At 61.6% G+C, this 22,632-nt stretch carries 22 protein-coding genes; 16 read left to right on the top strand and 6 right to left on the bottom strand.

The features are described 5' to 3' along the window. Positions 1-15: 15 nt before the first annotated feature. Both ABDK06_RS00390 and ABDK06_RS00395 read right to left on the bottom strand, forming a co-directional pair. Entirely contained in the window at positions 16-1,461 is a 1,446-nt protein-coding gene (locus ABDK06_RS00390) for a DUF349 domain-containing protein (protein WP_394937771.1), read from the bottom strand. A gap of 10 nt (positions 1,462-1,471) precedes the next feature. Beyond that, positions 1,472-2,281, bottom strand: coding sequence for a peptidylprolyl isomerase (locus ABDK06_RS00395; RefSeq protein WP_394937774.1), 810 nt, complete (start codon positions 2,279-2,281; stop codon positions 1,472-1,474). A 195-nt stretch (positions 2,282-2,476) separates the two neighbouring features. Between ABDK06_RS00395 and hisS the strand changes: the two genes are divergently transcribed. Both hisS and aspS read left to right on the top strand, forming a co-directional pair. Then, entirely contained in the window at positions 2,477-3,826 is a 1,350-nt protein-coding gene (gene hisS / locus ABDK06_RS00400; protein WP_394937776.1) for a histidine--tRNA ligase, read from the top strand. Positions 3,827-3,980: 154 nt separating this feature from the next. After that, positions 3,981-5,774, top strand: a complete 1,794-nt coding sequence (aspS, locus tag ABDK06_RS00405; protein ID WP_394937778.1) for an aspartate--tRNA ligase — start codon at positions 3,981-3,983, stop codon at positions 5,772-5,774. Positions 5,775-5,970: 196 nt separating this feature from the next. On the opposite strand, the gene ABDK06_RS00410 is transcribed toward aspS, so the two are convergent. Then, positions 5,971-6,390: a GNAT family N-acetyltransferase gene (locus ABDK06_RS00410; protein WP_394937780.1), complete on the bottom strand. Its 420-nt coding sequence runs from the start codon at positions 6,388-6,390 to the stop codon at positions 5,971-5,973. Positions 6,391-6,405: 15 nt separating this feature from the next. Beyond that, a complete protein-coding gene (locus ABDK06_RS00415) occupies positions 6,406-7,068 on the bottom strand; it encodes an acVLRF1 family peptidyl-tRNA hydrolase (RefSeq protein WP_394937782.1) in 663 nt (220 codons plus the stop codon). 70 nt (positions 7,069-7,138) lie between these two features. On the opposite strand from ABDK06_RS00415, the gene ABDK06_RS00420 reads away from it, so the two are divergent. Continuing rightward, positions 7,139-8,512: a replication-associated recombination protein A gene (locus ABDK06_RS00420; RefSeq protein WP_394937784.1), complete on the top strand. Its 1,374-nt coding sequence runs from the start codon at positions 7,139-7,141 to the stop codon at positions 8,510-8,512. Here the strand turns inward: ABDK06_RS00420 and ABDK06_RS00425 are convergent. Then, positions 8,486-9,130: a hypothetical protein gene (locus ABDK06_RS00425; RefSeq protein WP_394937786.1), complete on the bottom strand. Its 645-nt coding sequence runs from the start codon at positions 9,128-9,130 to the stop codon at positions 8,486-8,488. The two genes, ABDK06_RS00420 and ABDK06_RS00425, sit on opposite strands and share 27 nt — an antisense overlap. A 368-nt stretch (positions 9,131-9,498) precedes the next feature. Here ABDK06_RS00425 and rpsD point away from each other — a divergent pair, with 368 nt between their 5' ends. The 13 genes from rpsD to nusB all read left to right on the top strand — a co-directional run bounded on the left by rpsD (position 9,499) and on the right by nusB (position 20,762). Continuing rightward, entirely contained in the window at positions 9,499-10,125 is a 627-nt protein-coding gene (rpsD, locus tag ABDK06_RS00430) for a 30S ribosomal protein S4 (RefSeq protein ID WP_394937788.1), read from the top strand. A 202-nt stretch (positions 10,126-10,327) separates the two neighbouring features. Next, positions 10,328-10,705 (top strand): DUF948 domain-containing protein, encoded by a 378-nt coding sequence (locus ABDK06_RS00435; protein WP_394937790.1) that lies wholly within the window; start codon positions 10,328-10,330, stop codon positions 10,703-10,705. Positions 10,706-10,722: 17 nt separating this feature from the next. Next, entirely contained in the window at positions 10,723-10,944 is a 222-nt protein-coding gene (locus tag ABDK06_RS00440) for a hypothetical protein (protein ID WP_394937792.1), read from the top strand. 19 nt (positions 10,945-10,963) lie between these two features. Continuing rightward, positions 10,964-13,654 (top strand): alanine--tRNA ligase, encoded by a 2,691-nt coding sequence (gene alaS, locus ABDK06_RS00445; protein ID WP_394937794.1) that lies wholly within the window; start codon positions 10,964-10,966, stop codon positions 13,652-13,654. After that, on the top strand, positions 13,654-14,184 hold the full coding sequence (ruvX, locus tag ABDK06_RS00450) for a Holliday junction resolvase RuvX (protein ID WP_394937796.1): 531 nt from the start codon (positions 13,654-13,656) through the stop codon (positions 14,182-14,184). The genes alaS and ruvX overlap by 1 nt, the downstream gene beginning before the upstream one ends. A gap of 44 nt (positions 14,185-14,228) precedes the next feature. After that, positions 14,229-15,410: an endolytic transglycosylase MltG gene (gene mltG / locus ABDK06_RS00455; RefSeq protein WP_394937798.1), complete on the top strand. Its 1,182-nt coding sequence runs from the start codon at positions 14,229-14,231 to the stop codon at positions 15,408-15,410. After that, complete coding sequence (locus ABDK06_RS00460; protein ID WP_394937800.1) at positions 15,401-16,261, top strand: shikimate dehydrogenase; 861 nt, start codon at positions 15,401-15,403, stop codon at positions 16,259-16,261. The genes mltG and ABDK06_RS00460 overlap by 10 nt, the downstream gene beginning before the upstream one ends. Positions 16,262-16,292: 31 nt before the next feature. Next, a complete protein-coding gene (aroC, locus tag ABDK06_RS00465) occupies positions 16,293-17,492 on the top strand; it encodes a chorismate synthase (protein WP_394937802.1) in 1,200 nt (399 codons plus the stop codon). Continuing rightward, on the top strand, positions 17,489-18,043 hold the full coding sequence (locus tag ABDK06_RS00470) for a shikimate kinase (RefSeq protein ID WP_394937804.1): 555 nt from the start codon (positions 17,489-17,491) through the stop codon (positions 18,041-18,043). The genes aroC and ABDK06_RS00470 overlap by 4 nt, the downstream gene beginning before the upstream one ends. Then, on the top strand, positions 18,040-19,131 hold the full coding sequence (gene aroB, locus ABDK06_RS00475; RefSeq protein WP_394937806.1) for a 3-dehydroquinate synthase: 1,092 nt from the start codon (positions 18,040-18,042) through the stop codon (positions 19,129-19,131). The genes ABDK06_RS00470 and aroB overlap by 4 nt, the downstream gene beginning before the upstream one ends. Then, entirely contained in the window at positions 19,128-19,643 is a 516-nt protein-coding gene (locus tag ABDK06_RS00480; protein WP_394937808.1) for a tetratricopeptide repeat protein, read from the top strand. The genes aroB and ABDK06_RS00480 overlap by 4 nt, the downstream gene beginning before the upstream one ends. Before the next feature lie 109 nt (positions 19,644-19,752). Continuing rightward, entirely contained in the window at positions 19,753-20,313 is a 561-nt protein-coding gene (gene efp / locus ABDK06_RS00485) for an elongation factor P (protein ID WP_394937810.1), read from the top strand. Then, positions 20,313-20,762 carry a transcription antitermination factor NusB gene (nusB, locus tag ABDK06_RS00490; RefSeq protein WP_394937812.1) on the top strand — a complete coding sequence of 150 codons (450 nt, stop codon included), beginning with the start codon at positions 20,313-20,315 and terminating at the stop codon, positions 20,760-20,762. Before efp ends, nusB begins: the two co-directional genes overlap by 1 nt. Before the next feature lie 99 nt (positions 20,763-20,861). Here nusB and ABDK06_RS00495 read toward each other — a convergent pair whose 3' ends face one another. Next, positions 20,862-22,499 carry a PrsW family intramembrane metalloprotease gene (locus ABDK06_RS00495; RefSeq protein WP_394937814.1) on the bottom strand — a complete coding sequence of 546 codons (1,638 nt, stop codon included), beginning with the start codon at positions 22,497-22,499 and terminating at the stop codon, positions 20,862-20,864. Between the last annotated feature and the right edge of the window lie 133 nt (positions 22,500-22,632).

Consider the following 22,632-nt stretch of genomic DNA (forward strand, 5'->3'; position numbering starts at 1 on the left):
CCCTGCCGGAGTGGGCTAGCCCAGTTCGTCAGCAGATTTTCGGATCTGCTCCAACCAGGCCTGCCGCGCCGCCAGAGCGTCTTCGGCGTTCTTGATCTTCTTGGCGTTGCCTTTGGCCTTCGCGTCCGCCAGATCAGCCTCAAGCGCGGAGATCGCCGCCTCCAGCTGAGTCAATGCGCTATTGGTCCGGGCCTTGGCCTCGGGATCAGTGCGCTTCCAATGGTCGTCCTCGGCCTTGCGCACGGCGTCTTCCACCGACCGCAAACCTGCTTCCACGCGCTGCATATCAGCACGGGGAACCTTACCGGCGTCCTCCCAGCGATCACGGATCGACTGCAGAGCCTTCTTGGCGCTCGTCAGATCCCTGATCGGCAGCAAGGCCTTTGCCTCAGTGATCAGGGCTTCTTTGACTACCAGGTTCTTCGAGTACTCTTCGTCGATCGCGGCATTGGCCAGCTGCCGTGCTTCGAAGAATTTCTCCTGAGCTCCGCGGAAGCGGGCCCACAGCGCGTCGTCTTCCTTTTTGCTCGCCCGTGGCGCGGTCTTCCAACGGTCCATCAGCTCTCGGTATGCACCGGCGGTGACTCCCCACTCAGTGGAGGTGGAAAGCGCCTCGGCCTCTTCGATCAGTTTCTCCTTGGCGGACTTGGCCACCGCATTGGCGCTGTCGAGCTGGGAGAAGAACGCCCTGCGATGCCGGTCGAACACGGTGCGTGCCGCCCGGAAACGCTTCCAGAGGGCATCCTCGGTCGCTTTGCCGAGCCGGACGCCGTCCTTCTGCGCCAGCTTCCAGGCGTCGAAAAGCTCGTTCATCCGTGTACTGCCGTTTTTCCACTGAGTGTTCGCCGGATCCTGGGCGGCCAGGGCCTCGGCTTCGGCGACAATCGATTCCCGCGCCGCCAGCTCAGCGGCGCGCAGCGCTTCATGCTCGGCCCGTTCAGCCTGTTGCAGGGCCTTGATCCGCTCATCGAGGGAATCAAGGCGGCCTTCCGCGGTGCGCACGTCTCCGATGGCGTTCCGCTCAGCGAGCAGGGCACGCAGATGCGTCACGGTCTTGTGCATATCCGTGCTAGCTGCCTTGGCGTCCACTCGCTGTTCGAGCAGTGCGATCTGAGCCACCAGGTCCTCGAATTTTCGGGCGAAATATCCGAGCGCCTCCTCTTGACTGGCACCGGGATATTGGCCGACCGGAATCTCTTCGCCGTCGAGTAATAGAAAGACGTGTCCATCGTCTTCGGCGCGTCCGAAACGGAGCGTCTCAGCACTGGCCGCCTGGACAACAGGGGCAGCGACCGGTGCGCTGCTGCCTTTAGCCGTCTCGGCTAAAGCCGGGGGCTTCGGCCGGGCCGCCAGAGCCGCGGGCGAGGGCACCACGCTGGGCGCAGCCGCGCTGGGGGTAGGAGTGGAGCTTACTGTTTCGTCGGATTGTTGACGTTCGGTCACCGCTAGAACTCTTTCCATCGACGGGGCATCACTTGAGCGTAAACGAGTCTATCTTGATTGGCGTCTTCGGGGCTCCGTCGCTTGAACCATCGGCGGTTCCAGCCTTCGCAAGATCACTCACCACGTCCAGCCCGCTGGTGATCTTGCCGAGTACGGTGTAGCCACCGGCTGAGTCCGCCGGAATGGTGGTGTCCTTGTAAACGATGAAGAACTGGGTGCCCATGCTCTTGCCGTTGTCGGTCTGTCGCGCCATGGCAATGGTTCCAGCCGGGTAGACATTGTTTTTCGGAGCGTTCTCCACCGGTCCCCAGGTGAAATTCGGGGTGTTTCCGGCACTCGTGCCATCGACCGAGCCGCACTGCAACACAGCGAAGCTGCCGGTGGTCAAGCGGTGGCAGGTTTTGCCGTCATAGAACTTGCTATCGGTCAGGGCTTTGAAAGCGGCGGCGCCCTGAGGTGCCTTGGTGCCGTCAATGCTGACTCCCAGCGGCTTGCCATTGAGGCTCATATTCCCGGTGAAGGTCTTTCCGGCAGCCACCGAAGGATTCGGCACTGGCGGCAGTGAGACCGTCGGCGTCGGAGTGGCACTCGGGCTGTTCGTGCTGGCGGGGTCGGTGAGTCCGGCCTTGGCCTGGGCCACCTCATCAGCCGTCGGATTGGAGTTGAAGACCGTCAGTTGCAATAGCACTGCCAGCCCGAGGACGAGGACGACGGCGACCGCGCTGACGATGTTATCGCGCAGTCGGCGCTTGCGTTGCGCCTCGCGGAGCTCGCTCTTGGCCGCCATCTGCGCGATGCGCTTCTTGTTCTCTCGCGCCTGGTTCTTGCTCGCCGCCAATGCAGCTCCTCGTCGTCGTCCTTCGGTGATGGAAGGCAGTCCAGCCGATCAGCCCGGCAAAACTGGCTAAACTGGTTGCCTCAGACAGTTTACCCAAGAGTCCGGGTGCTGTCCTGTGAGAACCTTAGTAGATGCCGGTGCATGCTTGCAGCACCGGCATACCCATGATGAAGACTTTCGAAGGAGCAGAGTTAGATGGCAAGAAGTGCCTCACTGTCCGGTTTCCCTGAATTACTGCCTCAGGAGCGGATGATTGAGCAGCATGTCATCGACTCGTTGCGATCCTGTTTCGAGTTGCACGGCTTCGCCTCGATCGAGACGCGTGCGGTGGAAACCGTCGAGCAGCTGCTCCGGAAGGGCGAGATCGACAAAGAGGTCTACGCGGTCAGCAGATTGCAGGCCGAAGAGGGCGCGAGCGATCCTTCGCTCGCCTTGCACTTCGATCTGACGGTGCCCTTCTCACGTTATGTGGTGGAAAACGCCGGTTACCTGGCTTTCCCCTTCAAGCGCTATCAGATTCAGAAGGCCTGGCGAGGCGAGCGCCCCCAGGAAGGCCGTGCCAGGGAATTCACCCAGGCTGATTTCGATGTGGTGGGGGACGGCACTTTGCCTTTTCTGCACGACGTCGAGATCGTTTTGCTCGCGGTTGACGCGCTTTCCTCGCTGCCGATTCCGGAGTTCAGAATTCGGGTCAACAACCGGAAACTCGCCGAGGGCTTCTACCGCGGTTTAGGCCTCGAGGACACCGCCGGGGTGCTGCGCAATATCGACAAACTGGAGAAGATCGGCGCCACCGCAGTGGCCAAGCTGCTCAGCGAAGAACTCGGGGCGACCGACACCCAGGCCCAGGCGGCCTTGGCCCTGGCCCAGATCCGCAGCTCCGATCTGGGCTTCGTGGCCCAGGTCCGTCAACTGTGCGAAACACACGGTGTGCAGAATGAGCTGCTCACCGAGGGGCTGGAGGAGCTTTCCACGGTGTTGAGCGCGGCGATGAACCGGGCACCCGGCGTCGTGATCGCTGATCTCTCTATTGCCCGCGGCCTGGATTATTACACCGGGACCGTAATGGAAACCGAGCTGGTCGGCCACGAGGCGCTGGGTTCGATCTGCTCCGGGGGCCGTTACGATGCGCTGGCCCGCAAGGGCAATCGCACCTTCCCCGGGGTGGGGCTCTCCATCGGGGTGAGCCGTCTGGTGGCCAGGATCCTCAGCCAGCAGCTGGCTACCGCCTCTCGGCAGGTCCCGACGGCGGTGTACGTGGCCTTGACCTCGGACCAAGACTGGTCTGCCGCCCAGGATATCGCGGCGAGTCTGCGGGCCCGGGGCGTTCCCACCGAGGTCGCCGTCTCGGCCGAGAAATTCGGCAAGCAGATTAAATTCGCTGATCGTCGGGGGATCCCCTTCGTCTGGTTCCTTCAAGAGGACGGCAGCAGCGAGGTCAAGGACCTTCGCTCCGGCGAGCAATTGCCGGCGGACCCCGAGAACTGGCTGCCACCGCTTGAAGACCGCCGCGTAGAGGTGCAACGAAATCTCCTCACCGAGTGAGTTCAGCGGGCTTCTGTCACGGAGTGCATCTTCTTGTCAGCGAAGAGGGCCAGGAACTGTAAACTTTTCTCAAGCTATACCGGTTGTACCGGTTTAGGCTTGTTTTCTCTACTTTTCTCTACTTTCTTCATTCACATCATTGAAAGGGACCGCTGTGCTGCGCACTCATGAACTCGGGAGCCTGAACACCGAGTTGATCGGCCAAACCGTAACCCTGACCGGCTGGGTTGCTCGCCGTCGTGATCATGGCGGAGTGGCTTTCGTCGACCTCCGCGATGCTTCCGGCGTGGCGCAGGTAGTGGCGCGCAATGAGGACGACTTCCACTCCCTGCGCAATGAGTTCGTGCTTCAGGTGACCGGCACCGTGCAGCGGCGTCCGGAGGGAAATGAGAACCCGGCGCTGGCCTCGGGCGAGATCGAAGTGATCGCTGACACCGTGACGGTGCTCAACGAATCAGCTGCGCTGCCCTTCCAGCTCGACGAGCACGGCGGCGATGGCTCGGTGGGTGAAGAAGCCCGGCTGAAGCACCGTTATCTCGATTTGCGCCGCGCGCCGATGGCGAAGAACCTCAAACTGCGCTCTGAAGCCAACCGGGTGGCGCGGGAGCTGTTGCACGATGAAGGATTCGTGGAGATCGAGACCCCGACGATGACCCTGTCCACTCCGGGCGGGGCCCGTGATTTCGTAGTTCCGGCGCGGCTAGCTCCCGGCAACTGGTACGGACTGGCTCAGTCTCCCCAGCTCTTCAAACAGCTCCTTCAGGTGGGGGGCTTCGAGAAGTATTACCAGATTGCCCGCTGTTACCGGGATGAGGACTTCCGTGCGGATCGCCAGCCGGAATTCACTCAGCTCGATATCGAAGCCAGCTTCGTGGATCAGGAAGACGTGCTCGCCCTCGGCGAGCGGATCGTGAAAGCTCTCTGGCGGCTGATCGACGTCGAGGTGCCGACGCCGATCCAGCGGATGCCCTACTGGGAGGCGATGGCGCGCTTCGGCTCGGATAAGCCCGATCTGCGCTTCGGTCTGGAGCTCACCGAGCTCACCGACTACTTCAAGGACACCACTTTCCGGGTCTTCCAGGCTCCCTATGTGGGTGCCGTGGTGATGCCCGGTGGCGCTTCACAGCCGCGGCGCACCCTGGACGCCTGGCAGGAATGGGCCAAGCAGCGTGGCGCCAAAGGCCTGGCCTATGTGCTGATCCAGGAGGACGGCGAACTGACCGGCCCGGTGGCGAAGAACCTCTCGGACAGCGAAAAAGCAGGCCTCGCCGAAGCGGTCGGCGCGAAACCCGGTGACTGCGTGTTCTTCGGAGCCGGTGAACGTGATGACGCCTGGTCGATCCTGGGTGCCACCCGGGTGGAAATCGGTCACCGCACCGGCCTGATCAACCCCGATGACTTCGCTTTTGTCTGGATCGTCGACTTCCCGATGTTCGAATCGGCAGCGGCAGCGACTGCTTCCGGTGATGTTGCGGTGGGCGGCGGCGAGTGGACCGCACTGCACCACGCCTTCACCTCGCCCAAGCCGGAGTACCTGGAGTCCTTCGATCAGGATCCTGCCGCGGCCCTGGCCTACGCCTACGACATTGTCTGCAACGGCAACGAAATCGGCGGCGGCTCGATCCGTATCCACCGGCGGGATATTCAGGAGCGGGTTTTCGCCCTGATGGGTCTGGACGAAACCGCTCAGCAGGAGACCTTCGGATTCTTGCTTGAAGGCTTCAAATACGGCGCGCCGCCACACGGTGGAATCGCTTTCGGCTGGGACCGGGCAGTCGCCCTGCTGGCCGGCGTCGAGTCGATCCGCGACGTCATCGCCTTCCCGAAGTCCGGCGGCGGCTTCGATCCGCTGACCGGGGCTCCCGCGGCGATCACCGCGCAGCAGCGCAAGGAAGCTGGCATCGACGCGGTCAAGCAGCCTAAGCCAGCTGCCGAGCCCGAAGCCTGAGCGACGTCGGACGGCGCTTCAGCCACGCTATGGCCCACTGAAATCGACTTTCGGTGGGCCATAGTTATTCGGGCCCAGTAAAACCGGTTTTCAATGGGCCAGGGTATCTGGGCATGCTCGGGTAGTTCAGTGGGCCGGCTTTCGGTAGGCCTGAGCACTAGGAACGAATGAGAGTCCGACGAGCGTCGGTGCAAGCTCAGTAGTGCCGAAGAAAAACAGTTGACGGTTCCGGCAGGGTCTTCTCCGGGTCGTTGAAGCCCAGCGATTCGTAAAAGGCGCGCTGTGCGGGTTCGGTCCCGGTGATCAGAGCGCGCACCATGAGCGGAAAAGGCTCGAAGATTGCCTCTACCAGGGCCTTGCCCAGCCCTTGGCGCTGGAACTCGGGATGCACCGCGAGGGACTGCAGAAAACAGATTGAGACCCGGTCCGAAACCACTCTGGCGAGTCCTACCAGCTGGCCTTGATGCCGTGCCTGGGCAATCGCGGTGGAGTTGCGCAGTGCCTCCATGAGCTTCCCTGGCGCGTGATCGAAAGCGTGCCAACCCACAGCATGATAGAGCGACAACAGTTCCTCGAGCCCGATCTTCTCGGCGGCAACGATTTCAACGCTCGGCATGGTTTCAGCTTAAACTCAGGGCGCGCAGACGGCGGAATCACTGACCCGGATGCGCACGCTACAGGCCTTGCGCGCTGCCTCGGCCAGCACTTTCGCCTTGGGATCCGGAACATCCAGGAAGGCGAGCTGCGGCAGGGCGGCGACGGCGGATAGCACCGGCTCTGCAAGGAGCGCCGTGGCCATCGCTTTATCGCCGCCCAGCAGCAGATACTCACAATCAGCGCTGGGCAGTTTGGCGGCATGCGCGGCGACCGCCTCGATCATGGCGTCGGCTTGATTCGCACGACGGCGGGCAAAGCGCTGCTGCGACCAACCGCCCGCGGCGGTTCGGGACTGCACATAACGAGTACCGATCTTGGAATTGAGCACTTCTCCCTCACGGCAGACCGCCAGAGCATAGCCGCCGCGTCGAATCAGCAGCAGGAACAGGGTGCGAGACTGAGCGCTCAGGCTGGCCAAGCGGGTCACCTCGTCACTGCCTCGGCCGGGACGTCCGTCCACCGGCCACGGGGCTGTCAATTCAGCGACCGCGCCGTCCTGGGCCGTGATCCGCAGCGCCTGCTGACCGGCGTCGAAAGCCAGCTCGCCATGGGAGGCCTCAAAGCGCTGAACCCAGCCGCTCAGCCGCTGCGCCGTCACCCAGGCGGTGCGGGCTGCGGGAGCTTGGCTGCGGGTCATCCTCCTACGTTAGCGTCCCCGAGCGAGAATCGTTTGTCAGCTTGTCGGAGCCTCACGGTAGCGTAGGGGTGTGAGTGATCTGTTCGACTTCAGCGATGACGAGGTGGCGCAGCCGCGCGCTGGGCGCGCCAGGGCTCCACTGGCTGTCAGGATGCGTCCGCGCAGCCTCGATGAGGTCGTGGGCCAGCAGCATCTACTGGGGGAGGGCTCGCCCTTACGCCGGCTCGCGAACGCGGCGAGCGAATCAGCGGCGGGGCCCAGTTCCGTCATTCTCTGGGGGCCGCCCGGAACCGGCAAGACGACGCTCGCGCACGTGATCGCTCGCGGTCCCGGACGATCATTCGTCGAACTCTCAGCCATTACTGCCGGGGTCAAGGATGTTCGCCGGGTGATGGATGAAGCGCTCACCGCGCGAGATCTGCACGGCAGAACCACGGTGCTGTTCCTCGATGAGATCCACCGCTTTACCAAGGCCCAGCAGGATGCGCTGCTGCCCGGGGTGGAAAACCGCTGGGTGGTGCTGGTTGCTGCGACCACTGAAAACCCCTCCTTTTCAGTGGTTTCGCCGCTGCTTTCTCGCTCCTTACTGCTGACCCTGCAGCCCCTGGGAGACGAAGACATCAAATCCCTGATCGAACGAGCGATGCTCGACCCCCGAGGTCTCGACGCTTCATTGGAGATCTCGGAAGAGGCCTTGGACCACTTGGTGAGGCTCGCTTCAGGAGATGCCCGCAGAGCGCTGACCACCCTGGAGGCCGCCGCCGGAGTGGCACTCGAGCGTTTGGAGCATTCCGCCGAGCCTGCTCTGCCCAGACTCGAACTGGTGGACGCCGAACGAGCCATCGATGCGGCCGCGGTGCGTTATGACCGAGCCGGGGATCAGCACTATGACGTGATCAGTGCTTTCATCAAGTCGATCAGAGGTTCCGACGTCGATGCCGCCTTGCACTACCTAGCCAGGATGATCGAAGCCGGTGAGGATCCTCGGTTCATCGCCAGGCGGCTGATCATCTCGGCGAGTGAGGACATTGGGATGGCGGACCCCACGGCGCTGCAAACCGCTGTGGCCGCGGCACAGGCGGTTCAATTGATCGGCATGCCCGAGGGCCGGATTCCGCTGGCCGAAGCCGTGGTGCATCTGGCCACGGCGCCCAAGTCCAATGCGGCATATTTAGGTCTCGATGCCGCCATCGCCGATATCCGGGCCGGTCAAGGCACCACCATTCCGCTTCATCTGCGCGATGCCCACTATCCTGGCTCCAAGCAATTGGGGCACGGTAAGGGCTACATCTATGCCCACGATGAGCCGCATTCCGTAGCTCAGCAGCAGTACGCGCCAGATGACCTGACCGCCAAGAATTATTACCTGCCCACCTCCAACGGCCTGGAGCGGGAACTGGCAGCCAGAGTGGAAAAGCTACGCGGGATTATTCGCGGCGACTAAGGGCTTCCGCACGGCGATTTCCTCGTAGCAGATATAACCCGCGGCTGGGGCGAGGAAGCGATGCGTCTGATGACGAACGGGCTGATAGGAATGCCCGAAGGGATCGCAGACGATCACCTGATCCAGTGAATCCTGCTCAGCAAGGTAATGATCGACCATGGCGAGGCTGAACGGATGACTGGTGGTCTGGGCCAGATGCAGGGTCCATTCCGAGCCGATGCCAGAGGGCTGCTGCTCGAGTTGCAGAGTTTCGAACATGCTGTTGATCAAAGAAGCCGAGCTCACCGGCATCAAGCGGTGCAAGGGGTAACTCTGCGGGCGAAGCCGCTGGGTACGAAGCCAGGCCTGGCGTAAATTGTGGAATTCAACGCGGCCACGAGGAGCGGTGAGTCGCAGTCTCCGCTGCTCGTCCATCCACAGACCATAGGAATAACCGTTTCGGTCAATAATGCAGATCGCTTCTGCGGGATATTCAAAGCTTTCCAGCAAGCGCTGTTGTGAGGCGTGATAACTGAATTCACCTCCGTCATTCAAGGCGATAAATTCGCCCTCCGAATCGAGGTCGCTACTGGTTTCGCGACGAGTGTTTTCGATGAGTTGAGATGTTCGACTGCACATTCTTTAACTCTGGCACCGTGGGCGGGAACCGGTATGAAGCTTTATGAATCCACTACGCATCGAGGAGGTTTTTTTACGAGTTGTTTATTCGTCTGCTCCAGCTGGAGTTTCAGTTTGATCGGGGCAGCAGGCTCATGCCGTGCGCGAATGAACGGGCTGCCTCCCCATCAGCGGCAAAAATGCTAGAATGGTCGCTGCACTGTCTACAGATGCAAAACTGGCAAGCCCCGGCTCCAGCCTCGCAAGCAATTCTCAAAAATTTTTGGTGATGCGAGTATGCCCGGCGGTTGCAGCGATGGGCCGTAGCAGCCCTAGCTCTCCACAGTGGAGGCCAGAAATTTCACTGCTGCTGAAATTGGAAGGACACCGTGGCTAACAACACACGTGCCCGCCGGACGGTTCGCATTTCGCGTGCCCTCGGCATTGCTCTCACCCCCAAGGCCGCCAAGTACCTCGAGCGCCGTCCCTACGGCCCGGGCGAACACGGACGTGCCCGTAAGAAGCAGGATTCCGACTACGCCGTTCGTCTGCGTGAAAAGCAGCGTCTGCGTGCTCAGTACGGAATCCGCGAAGCTCAGATGACTCGCGTCTTCGAAGAAGCTCGTCGCACCAAGGGCCTGACCGGTGAGAACCTGGTTGAGCTGCTGGAAATGCGACTTGACGCTCTGGTGCTGCGTGCCGGTTTCGCCCGCACTATCGCCCAGGCTCGTCAGCTTGTGGTGCACCGCCACATCATGGTGGACGGCGCCCGGGTTGACCGCCCCTCTTTCCGAGTGAGCGAAGGCCAGCTGATTCACGTTCACCCGCGCAGCGAAGTGATGGCTCCCTTGCAGGTTGCCGCCGCCGGTGCGCATCGCGACGTGCTTCCCGCTGTTCCCGGCTACTTGGACGTTAAGCTGGAGAGCCTGCAGGCTCGACTGGTTCGCCGTCCTAAGCGCGTTGAGGTTCCGGTTACCTGCGAAGAGCAGCTGGTCGTTGAATTCTACGCACGCTAAACACGCCGAGAACGCTAGCTAGCTAAGAACTTCAGGCAAGCTCAGCGAGAGGAAGCCCGCGGCTTATGGCCGCGGGCTTCTTCGTACCCGCATTGGGTGCACGCCGGCCAGCGATTCACAGTGAAGTGCGCGGCTTCGCCAGTGCCGGAAGAACTCGGTAAGGTACTGATAGACATCAACCACATCAACGTCAGGAGGCCCCATGTCGGGTGGGGATATCGCCGGGCTGATCGCAGCTGGAGTATTTGCAATTTTAGTCGCCATCCTCGCGGTGCCGGTCTTCAAGCTCGGTAAGGTCTTCGACGAACTCAGCGGCAGCATTCGCTCGCTCAGCGAGGAGACCACGCCGTTGATCGGCGAGGTCACCGCGACGGTCAGCACGACGAATGAGCAGCTCAAGAAGGTGGACGGCATGACCAGCAACGTCTCAGATGCCACCGCGAACATCTCGGCGCTCTCATCGTTGATCGCTGCCACCGTGGGCTCCCCGTTGATCAAAGTCGCTTCCTTCTCCTACGGTGTGCGGCAGGCTTTCAGTGCTCGGAAGAAGAGCACCAATCGCGGTCGACGCAGCCGTTAAGGTTCAGGAGTTCATAGATGATTAAGAAGATTTTCTGGCTTGGTTTAGGCGTCACCATCGGCGTCATCGCGGTGCGCAAGCTGGGGCAGGCCCAGCAGTCGTTGGGCCCAGCGGGGTTGAACCGCGCGGTTGGCCAGCTCAGTGATGATGTTCACAACTTTATCGATACTGTCCGGGACGGTATGAACCAGCGAGAGGGCGAGCTGCGCTCGGCTCTGGGCTTGGACCACGAGAACTAACGTAAGGATCGCTACACCTATGAAGACCCACGAAATCGCCCAACGCTGGCTGGATTTCTTCGCCGCCAAGGGACACGCCGTGGTGCCCAGCGCCTCGCTGATCTCCTCCGACCCCTCGATCCTGTTCAATATCGCTGGAATGGTGCCCTTCATTCCCTATTTGACGGCGCGTGAAACCCCGCCGTGGCCTCGGGCGACGAGCGTTCAGAAGTGCATTCGCACCGGCGATATCGAAGAAGTCGGCAAAACCGTCAGGCACGGCACGTTCTTCCAGATGTGCGGCAACTTCTCCTTCGGGGACTACTTCAAAGAACAGGCCATCAGCTATGCCTGGGAGCTGCTGACCAGCTCGCAGGACCAGGGCGGTTACGGCTTGGATCCCGATCGTCTTTGGGTCACCGTCTACGAAGAGGGCGACGAAAAGGACGAAGAAGCCAGGTCGATCTGGCGGGACAAGATCGGGCTGCCCAACGAACGCATTCAGGGCACCGGCAAGGCCGATAACTTCTGGAACACCGGCCAGCCCGGCCCCGGTGGCCCCTGCTCGGAGATCTTCTACGACCGCGGAGCCCAGTACGGTCTTGACGGCGGCCCGACCGCGGACGAGACCCGCTATATCGAGATCTGGAACCTGGTCTTCATGCAGTACCAGCTCTCCGCGGTGCGCAGTAAGGTCGATTTCGATATCGCTGGCGAACTGCCCAAGCGCAATATCGACACCGGCCTTGGCCTGGAGCGTCTCGCGATGATCCTGCAAGGTGTGGAGAACATGTACGAGACGGATCAGGTGCGTCCCGTGCTGGACGCCGCTGCCGAGCTCGCGGCCAAGGAATACACCTCAGCGGAGGACCCGGCGGACCCGCATCACGGCGATGATGTGCGGCTTCGGGTGGTGGCCGATCACGTGCGTTCCGCGCTGATGCTGATTGCCGACGGCGTCGCTCCCTCGAATGAGGGCCGTGGTTATGTGCTCCGCCGACTGATCCGGCGTGCGGTCCGGGCGATGCGCTTGATGGGCGTCGAGAAGCCCTGCCTGCCCGTGCTGCTGCCAGCTTCACGCGACGCTATGCGGGGTTTCTACCCGGTCGTCGAAGAGGACTTCGAGCGGATCAGCCGCATCGCCTATGCGGAGGAGAAGGCCTTCTTGCGTACCATTGCCTCGGGCACTGCGCGGCTGGAGGAGGCCGTGGTGGAGTCCAAGGCCAAGAACCTGCCGCTCTCCGGGAGCGACGCCTTCGCGCTGCACGATACCTACGGATTCCCGATCGACCTCACCCTGGAAATGGCTGAAGAAGCCGGTATCAAGGTGGATGAAGACGGATTCAGGAACTTGATGCTTGAGCAACGCCAGCGCGCTCAAGCCGATTCTCGGGCGAAGAAGAGCGGTCACGCCGATCTGAGCGCTTTCAACGAGCTGCTCAGCCAGGGCGAGACCGTCTTCACCGGATATCAGGAATTGGACGGTGAATCGACCATCCGCGGCTTGCTGAGCGGAGGCCAGCGGATTTCGAATGCCGGGATCGGCGAGGAGATCGAGCTGGTTCTCGAGGAAACCCCCTTCTACGCCGAGGCGGGTGGCCAGGCCGCGGACACCGGGTTGATCACGGGCGATGGCTTCGTGGTCGAGGTGCTCGATGTGCAGCGTCCCGTCAAGGGGCTGAGTGTGCACAAGGCCATTGTGCGCGAGGGTGAAGTGCCCGAGGGCGCCTTGGTGAAGGCTGCAGTGGACCGTGAGCGCCGTCATGCTGCCGAACAGGCCCATACCGGGACACATATCGTGCACGCGGCCCTGCATCAGATCCTCGGCCCTGAGGCGCTGCAACGGGGTTCCTTCAATAAAGCCGGTTATCTGCGTTTCGACTTCGCCTGGGGTGAGGGGCTCAGTCAAGCCACTCGGTCCGAGATCGAAGAAGTCGCCAATATCGCGATCCGGAACAATTTCACGGTGCAGACCTCGGAGATGCCCCTGGATGAGGCGAAGGCCTTGGGCGCGATGGCGCTGTTCGGTGAGAATTACGGCAACCGGGTGCGGGTGGTGGAGATCGACGGCGCCTGGTCACGTGAACTGTGCGGCGGAACCCACGTCGACAACACCGCGCTGATCGGTTCTTTGACCCTGCTCGGGGAGCAGTCGGTGGGCTCGGGAAACCGCCGGGTTGAAGCTTTCGTCGGCCTGGACGCCTTCCGTCATCTTGCGGCTGAGCGGGCGCTGGTGACGGAGCTGACCGAATTGCTGAAGGTGCCTTCCACTCAGCTCAGCGAGCGAATCGCTGTCACTTTGAATAAGCTTCGTGCCGCCGAGAAAGAGTTGGAGAAACTCCGGAAACAGCAGCTCGCAGCGGCTGCCGGCGAGTTGCTCGGCAGCGCACAGCAAGTGGGCGTCAGCCAGTTGATCGCGCACGACGCCGGAGCGGTGAGCGGCGCGGACGACCTGCGCTCACTGGCCCTGGATCTGCGGGAGCGCCTGGGCTCTGCGGCCGCAACGGTCGCGGTGGCCGGAACCGCGAACGACCGGCCTCTGATTTTGGTGGCCACCAATGAAGCCGCCCGGAGCGCGGGCGTTAAAGCCGGCGTCCTGGTGCGAGTCGCAGCCAGTGTGCTGGGCGGTGGCGGTGGCGGCAAGGACGACGTCGCCCAGGGCGGCGGCAGCGACAGTGCGCGGATTCCTGATGCCCTGGCAGCTGTTCGCGAGGCGGTCTTGGCGCTCTGATGGAGGCAGCGGAACGCAAGGGTGTGCGACTGGGAGTCGATATCGGCACCGTCCGGGTCGGAGTAGCGCTCTGTGACCCGGACGGAATCCTGGCCACACCCTGGCGTACGCTGAGCCGCGACGCCAAGAAGAACTCGGATTTGCGCGTTATCGTGCGCCAGGCCCTGGAGTCTCAGGCGGTTGTCGTCTATGTCGGTTTGCCCCAGACACTGCGCGGCACGGAGAGCGGCTCCGCTGAATTAGCGAGGCAACTGGCTGGAACCTTGGCTGCGTTGCTGAGCGAAGCGGGATTGTCCACCGAAGTGCGATTGATCGATGAACGACTCAGCTCGGTCAGCGCCCATCAGCAGCTTCGCGCGGCTGGCGTGGCCGGGCGGGAGCAACGTAAAGTAGTGGATCAAGTGGCAGCTGCTGGCATCTTGCAGCATGCCTTGGAGATGGAAAAGTCCGCGAGCGGTCCGGTGGGGGAACTGGTTCCCGCTCGCGTTGGTACTGCCCGCAGCGGGCAGCACGACGTTAACGGACGGTGAGGACAGCAAATTACTATCTGCATTGATCAGGCTGAGGCAGCCCGATGAGCCCGATTTTCGACGACGGCACGGACGAACATCCCGAGCAGGCGTCGTACAGCGGGAGCATTGCGCATCAGGAGGAGCCACTGGTGGCTTCCCGAAAAGTTGCCCGGACCTCTCGGAAGGTGCGGCGACGTCGTCGTACGGTGATTTTTATCCTGATCGTCCTGCTCTTCGCCACCGGAGGCTATTTCGCTTTTCAGGCCATTGGCCCGATGCTCGATTTCAACACCGCCAAGGACTATCCCGGACCGGGCGGAGCGGATGTCACCTACACCTTGCCCGATGGGGCCACTGCGCGTGTCGTAGCAGCCGATCTGGTGAGCAAGAAAGTGGTCGCCAGCGAAAACGCCTTCATCGACGCGCTGAATGCCGCCGACGGGGCCAGCCTGCTGTTGCCCGGCGTGTATCCCCTGAAGGAAGAGATGAAGGCTTCCGACGCTGTGACGATTCTGCTCGCCAGCAGCAAGCAGAAGGTCCACTACGCGCCGATTCAACAAAATCTCCGGCAAGACGAGGTCTTCACCGCGCTGGCTGCCGCCACCGATATACCGGCGGCCGAATTTGCCGCGCTGGCCAAGACACCAGGGGTTTTCGGCTTGCCCGCTCAGGCGATTTCGCTCGAAGGCTACCTGGCGCCGGGGCAATATCAGTTCCCGATCGAGCTAACCGCCAAGCAGATCTTGAGCCAGATGATCAAAAAGACCACGGATGAACTGGTGAAGGCCGGGGTGACTACTCCGCAGGAGCAATTCCGTGTGCTGACCATTGCCAGCATCATTGAGGCGGAGGGCAACGAGGCGAACTACTCGAAGATCTCCGGGGCGATCGAAAACCGTTTGAACAACGTCAATGCAGAGACTCGGGGGCGCCTGGAATCCGATGCTACGGTCGCCTACGGGCTGGGGACGAAGACCTATAACATCAGCGATGCTCAGAAGCTGGATAAGTCCAATAAGTACAACACCTTCGCCAATCCGGGCCTGCCGATCGGTCCGATCGGCTCGCCGAGCAATGCGGCGATTAGCGCCGCGGCGCATCCGGAAGCAAATGACTATTACTTCTGGGTGACGGTCAACCTCGATACCGGTGAGACGCTGTATGCCACCACCTTTGCGCAGCACGAGGAGAATGTGAAGAAGTACCAGGCCTGGTGCCAGGCGAATACCGGGAAGTGCCAGTAGTCGCAGTGAGCACGCTGAAAGCTGCCGTGATCGGTCATCCGATCTCGCATTCGAAATCCCCGCGACTGCACAACGCTGCCTACCACTGGCTCGGTCTGCAGATCGATTACCGGGCTATTGATCTGGCGCCCTCCGAATTGGCTGGTTTTATTGCGGAACTTCGTGCCGAACCGGGCTGGCTAGGCCTCTCGGTGACCATGCCGCATAAAGCAGCTATTCGAGCACAAATGGACGAACTTGATCAGCTCGCTGCCGCGCTCGGTGTGCTCAACACCGTGCGAGTGACCTCTGAAGGCGCTCTGAAGGGCAGCAACACCGATGTGATCGGCATTGTGAAGGCCCTGAATCACGCGGGCTATCGCGGTCAGGCCAGCGGCGCGCCAGCCCCGGTGGTGCTCGGCGGCGGCGGCACCGCACTGGCTGTGCTGGCCGCCTTAGGCCAGCTGGGCGCTACTGCGGTCGAACTCTACCTGAGAGACCCGGGAAAAGCCGAAGCCTTGACTCCGGTGGCGGAATCCCTCGGAGTGCAGCTGCGGACTCGTCCGCTCACCTCGGTCTCCGAAGCCCGTCCGGAGTTGCTGATCAGCACGCTGCCACCGCACGGCGCTGATCAGCTGGCACCCGCCATCTCTCCAGTCCCCGGCGGCTATCTGCTCGACGTGGTGTACGACCCTTGGCCGAGTGAACTGGCCAGGCGCTGGCAACTCGGCGGTGGCACCGTGGTTTCCGGTCTTGAGATGCTGCTTTACCAAGCGGTGGAGCAGGTGGAGATCTTCACGGATTCCGTCATCCAGGACCGAACCGGCTTAGTGAATGTGATGTGTGACTCAATTGGCTTGCCTCGACGCTAGGTCGCGAGGCTGATAGTGGCAGGATAGTGCTATGTTGCGATGGCTAACCGCGGGCGAATCTCATGGTCCGGCACTCACCGGGATCATTGAAGGTCTTCCTGCTGGGATCGAAATCAGTACTCAAGATGTGCAGGCTGCTCTGGCACGCCGTCGTCTGGGCTACGGCCGTGGCGCCCGGATGAAGTTCGAGGAAGATCAGGTGCGCTTGCTGGGCGGCATTCGGCACGGCTTGACCCAGGGCGGTCCGGTGGCCATCGAGGTGGGCAACACCGAATGGCCGAAGTGGCAGCAGATCATGGCCGCCGACGTGGTGGCCGAGGAGGAGCTTGCAGGGCAGGCGCGCAGCGCGCCCTTGACCCGGCCCCGTCCCGGTCACGCGGATTTCACCGGAATGCAGAAATACGGTTTTGCCGAGGCTCGTCCGGTCCTGGAACGCGCCAGCGCTCGGGAAACCGCGATGCGAGTGGCGCTGGGAGCGGTGGCTTCACGATTCTTGCAGCAATTGGGCATCTCTTTGGTGAGTCACACGGTTGCGGTCGGCACGGTGTCCGCGCCCGAGGAAGCAGCGTTTCCGGAGTCTTCAGATGTCGCTGCCCTGGATGCCGACCCGCTGCGCTGCTTCGACCGTGAGACTTCGGCCGCCATGGTGGCTGAAGTAGACGCTGCTCATAAAGAGGGCGAGACACTGGGCGGCGTCGTCGAGGTATTGGCCTATGGCTTGCCGCCGGGCCTGGGCAGTTATGTGCACTGGGACCGGAGGCTCGATTCGCGACTCGCCGGTGCCCTGATGGGGATTCAGGCGATCAAGGCCGTTGAGGTCGGCGATGGATTCCGTACCGCCGCCCGTCGAGGTTCAGCGGCGCACGATGAGATCGTAGTGACCGAGGACGGCGGAATCCGCCGGGTGAGCAATAGAGCTGGTGGTATCGAGGGCGGTATGAGCATTGGTGATGTGCTCCGCGTCCGGGCAGCCATGAAGCCGATCGCCACCGTGCCGCGCGCGCTCCGTACCGTTGATGTGGCCACCGGGCAGCCGGCCAAAGCCCATCATCAGCGTTCCGACGTCTGCGCTGTTCCGGCCGCGGGAGTGGTCGCCGAGGCGATGGTCGCCCTGGTACTCGCCGAAGCCGTACTGGAGAAGTTCGGTGGAGATTCCCTCGCGGAAACTCAACGGAACCTCTCCGGTTACCTGGCGAATATTCCGGATGAACTGGGTTCGCAGTCGCTGTGATCGAATCTGCTCAAAAGCCACGCAGCATCGTGCTGATCGGCCCGATGGCGGTGGGAAAGACGACGCTGGGCGCTGAACTCGCTCGTCAGCTCGATCGTGAGTTCCGCGATTCGGACCAGGCGATCGAGAAGCAATACGGGCGAATCAGCGAGATCTTCGCCTCCCGGGGAGAAAGCTGGTTCCGGCAGGTCGAAGCTCGGACGATCGCTGGGCTGTTGGCCCTCGCCGAGCCCTATGTGCTCTCGCTGGGCGGCGGCGCGGTGCTGGATACCGGGACTCAGCAGTTGTTGCGCGGTCATACCGTGGTGTACCTCTCAGCCACCGTGGATGACGTCAGAGCGCGGATTCTGCGCTCCACCACGAGGCCTTTGCTTCAGGGGGAGGACGCCGTACAGCGCTGGCAGAAGCTCGCCGAGGCCCGGCAGTGCGTCTATCAGCGGCTGGCAACGGTGACTCTGCCGGTGAAAGGACGAAATGCTCAGGAACTGGCCAAGGTATTGCTGGCGCAGTTAGACGATCTCAAGAATGTAGAACAGGAAGAAATCCCATGAGCGGCTCCGAGACAGTGATCAAGATAACCGGCTCTCAGCCCAGTGAGAACTATCAGGTCGTGGTCGGGCGTGGATTGCTCGGGAAGCTTCCGGAGCTGCTGGGGGAGCGGGTTCGCAGAGTACTTGTGGTGCATCCGAGAGCCTTGCGGCTGACCGGGGACACGGTGCGCGATGAACTCGCCGCCGCGGGCTTCACCGCGGTGACCGCGGAAATCCCGGACGCCGAAGAGGGCAAGCATATTCAGGTCGCCGCCTTCTGCTGGCAGGTACTGGGACAGAACGACTTCACCCGCTCGGACGCCGTGGTCTCGGTGGGCGGTGGAGCTGTCTCCGATCTCGCGGGTTTCGTCGCCGCTACCTGGCTGCGCGGTGTCAAAGTGATCCACCTGCCCACTAGCCTGCTCGGCATGGTGGATGCAGCGGTTGGCGGGAAAACCGGGATCAACACCGCGGAGGGAAAGAACCTGGTGGGGGCTTTCCACCCTCCGGCAGCTGTGCTGGCCGATCTGGATGCCCTGGCTACGTTGCCGCCCAATGAATTGATCTCAGGTCTGGCTGAAGTGGTCAAATGCGGATTCATCGCAGATCCCCGGATCCTGGAACTGGTCGAGGCCTCGCCTGAAGCCGTCAAGGATCCGACGTCGGGGGTGCTGCGCGAGCTGATCGAAAGAGCCATCAAGGTCAAGGCGGAAGTCGTTTCCGCAGATCTGAAGGAATCCGGCCAGCGTGAATTCCTCAATTACGGACATACCCTGGGTCATGCTATCGAATTGGTGGAACGCTACTCCTGGCGTCATGGTGCGGCGGTATCGGTCGGCATGATGTTCGCCGCCGAGCTGGCGCGCAGCGTCGGCCGACTGAGTGATCAGGTTGCCGATCGGCATCGTAGCGTTCTGGAGTCGCTCGGGCTCCCCACCAGCTATCGGCGTGATCGTTGGCAAGGGCTGCTCGATGGGATGCGCCGGGATAAAAAATCTCGCGGCGACCTACTGCGTTTCGTGGTGCTCGATGGATTGGCCAAACCCGGCATCCTGGATGTCCCTGATACCTCGCTCTTGTTCGCCGCATATCAGGAGATTGCAGAATGAAAGATTATTCAGACTGGCCCTTGACCGGATTCCCCGGAATCGCAACGAATCCCGAGACCTTGGTGCCCGAGGTGATTGACGAAGAGCTCTGCGCTGCCACCTTAGCTACCACTTCAGACGCCGCAGCGGAGATCTTCGTGCTGCTCGCCAGAGGGGAGAACAGCGCGGCGGCTGAGTTGATCGCCGAAGCCAGACTGCGTGAGCCGGGTTCCTTGCCGCTGCGGATTCTGGAAGCCGATCTCTCCGCTGCGGTCAACGAAAACGAGCGGGCGATCCGGCGCTTGAAGAATCTGAGTGCGGAATTCCGGGGTAGCGAAGGCGAAGCGGTGATCCGTCAGCACCTCGGTAAGGCCTATTTCGTCGCCGGGCAATATCACGCGGCCGCCAATAGTTATGCCCTCGCTCTGGAACTGCGGGTCGCCGCCGGTGCTTCGGCGGCCTTGATCTATTCCTCCACAGTGGCCCTGCAACGTGCGAGAGATATGGCCGAGCGCTTCGATTCGGTAGCCTGAACAGAACTTCAATCGAATTTGAATCGAGCAGCACGAAAAACGCGATAGAATGAGTGCTGGTTTTTTGACAAGTTGAACATCCCAAACTGAACTTCCAGGAAGAGACACAGTGGCAACTACGAACGACATTAAAAACGGTACGGTGCTGAACCTCGATGGCCAGCTTTGGAATGTCATCGAATTCCAGCACGTCAAGCCAGGCAAGGGCGGCGCTTTCGTTCGCACCAAGATCCGCAATGTGCTCTCCGGCAAGGTGGTCGATAAGACCTTCAACGCGGGTCTGAAGATCGAAACCGCGACCGTTGACCGTCGCGATTACCAGTACCTCTACCAGGATGGCGAAGACTTCGTCTTCATGGACACCCAGGATTACGACCAGATCACCGTCTCAGCCGCCGTCGTCGGCGATGCGGTGAACTTCATGCTGGAGAACCAGAACGTCAATATCGCGCTGCACGAAGGCACCCCGCTGTACCTCGAATTGCCCGCTTCAGTGATCTTGGAGATCACCTACACCGAGCCGGGCCTGCAGGGTGACCGATCCTCCGCGGGCACCAAGGGAGCCACCCTGGAAACCGGTTACGAGATCCAGGTTCCGCTCTTCGTCGAGCAGAACACCAAGGTCAAGGTTGACACCCGTGACGGCAGCTACTTGGGTCGAGTCAACTAGTGGATTCAGCGGCTAAAGGGTCAGTTGGCACGAGCGGGTCTCGTTCCCGGAGTAAAGCACGACGCCGGGCCCTGGATATTTTGTTCGAGGCTGGCCAGCGGGAGATGTCTGCCTCGGAGATCTTGCAGGTGCGCAGGAACAGCACGGATCAGATCATCGGTGACTACACCGTTCAGGTGATCGACGGAGTGACGGCTCGGCAAGAGACCATTGACGAGTTCTTGCAGACCTATGCCAAGGGCTGGACCCTGGAGCGGATGCCCTCGGTTGATCTGATCATCTTGCGGGTCGGTGCCTGGGAGCTGTTATACAACGACGAGGTGCCGGACGCGGTCGCGGTGAGCGAAGCCGTGGAACTGGCGAAGGCCCTCTCCACCGACGAGTCCCCGCAGTTCATCAATGGCTTGCTCGGACGCCTACAGCAGCTCAAACCGACGCTGCTGGCTTAGTCCTCTCATCGCCCAATCCTCTTATTGAGTGTGCAGATCTACATCTTTTAACGACGCTTTAAGATGTAGATCTGCACACTCGGCGTTTAAGAGGCGGGCTTAACCCAGGACGAGGGGCCGCAGTGCGGTGATCTCGTCCAGCAGCTCCTTTTCGTCCTGCTGGTTCTGACGCTGACTGGCACCCACCAGGATGCGCTGCCGGGTGTAGGCGAGCGAGGTCGACTTCCGAATGAACTCCTTCATCGGCTGAGTCCGGCGGTAGGTCTTTGCCCAGGCCAGCGCATTACGGCGTCCCACCGGAGTAGCGATCATATTGACTTCTTCCGGAGTGAACCAGCCGCTCTGCGCATACTCCGCCAAACGACGCTGGGTGAGCTTAGCCTCTGATTTACGCAAGAAGTAGATTCCGATGCCCCAGAGCAGAATGAGCGGACCTTCGTACACCACGGACTGCAGGAAGACAGAGCCCAGGAAGCTGGCGATATCGGTCGGTTCGAAAAGTGAGGGCGCACTGTTCCAGATGTAGTGGAAGATCATCGCCGGGATCAGGCCGATGAAGAAGAAGCCGATGATCATTCCGACATTGCCCTTGCGGGCTGCGTATCCGACGGCGACGCCGGTACACGCTGTATAGAGAGCATGCCCGAAGGGGCTGAAGATCCCTCGGATGATGAACATGATGCTCAAACTCAGCGCTCCGCCGTCGGGATCGACGAAAGTCCGGCCGAAGTACTGAATGTTCTCGGTGAAGGCGAAACCCGCGGCGATGGTAGCCGCATAGACCACGCCGTCGACCGGTCCATCGAAGTACTTCCTGGCGAAGAGCGCGATCAGCAAAATCCCCAGCCCCTTGGAGAACTCCTCCACGGGCGGTGCTTCAAAGCTTGCCAGCCATTGCGAAGCCTCCGCTTTGGAGAGGTCCTTCGGCATGAAGAGCTTGACCCAGGTGGGCTGGATCAGCAGCGTAGTGCCGATCGATCCAGCAGCTCCCCAGAGCAGGGCGAAGCCGAGCATCCACCGTGGCTCTGGCTCCCAGCGATCAATGAAGTAAATGGTGAGCAGCACGGCTGCCAGCGGGAAGAGCGAAAGCAGGAAGCCGACCATAATGCCGGCCGGGCCCGCCGACCGATAGAGATTGGGCAGAACCAGGAAGATCAGCAGCAGAGCCACCACGGTGCAGGTGATGGCGAGCATCAGCACGACGTTCAGAGTCCGCCCGGTGCGTTTGGCCTGCTGGTGAGTCCACACCGGCTGGATCGGCTGCACGGGAGCGTAATTGGGCGCCGGGGTGTAGTTCTGCGGCTCGACCTGCCCCATCCAAGTGGGGTTCAGCGGAGTGTAAGCCTGTTGATAGTAGCCCTCTGCTGAGAAGCCACCGTTACCCATGAACTGCTGTTGTTGCGGTGCTTGCGCGGTATAGGCATTCTGCTCGGGGTAGTAGAGCTGCTGGCCGTATTGATCGAATTGGCCGAATTGCCCAGCTGCTGGTTGTTGACCATAGGGATTCTGCTGATCATACGTCGGCGCAGGATTGGCTTGCTGGTAACCGGATTGCTGGTCATAGCCGGGCTGCTGAGCTTGCGCGCCGTAACCGTTCGGATTCTCCGGGTAATAATCGTGCCCCGCTGGCTGTGCGCCCTGCTGAGGGTAGACCGGCTGACCATACTGATCGTATTGCTGCGCTTCCGGCTGCGGCCAGTGCTGCGGATTATTCGGGTCATGCCAGGGGGTGCTCATAGCCATACTTTACGGGGCGGCAGCTGCTGAATCCAAGTAGTTGCACTAATCGACGGCGATATTGCTGTGATAGCTTTGAACTGCAACGATCCACTTTAATTCCGTCCTGTGAGGCGGGGAAGGGGGCATCGGC

The sequence above is a fragment of the Psychromicrobium ferritrahens genome (genome assembly GCF_043789415.1).
Classification (GTDB): domain Bacteria; phylum Actinomycetota; class Actinomycetes; order Actinomycetales; family Micrococcaceae; genus Renibacterium.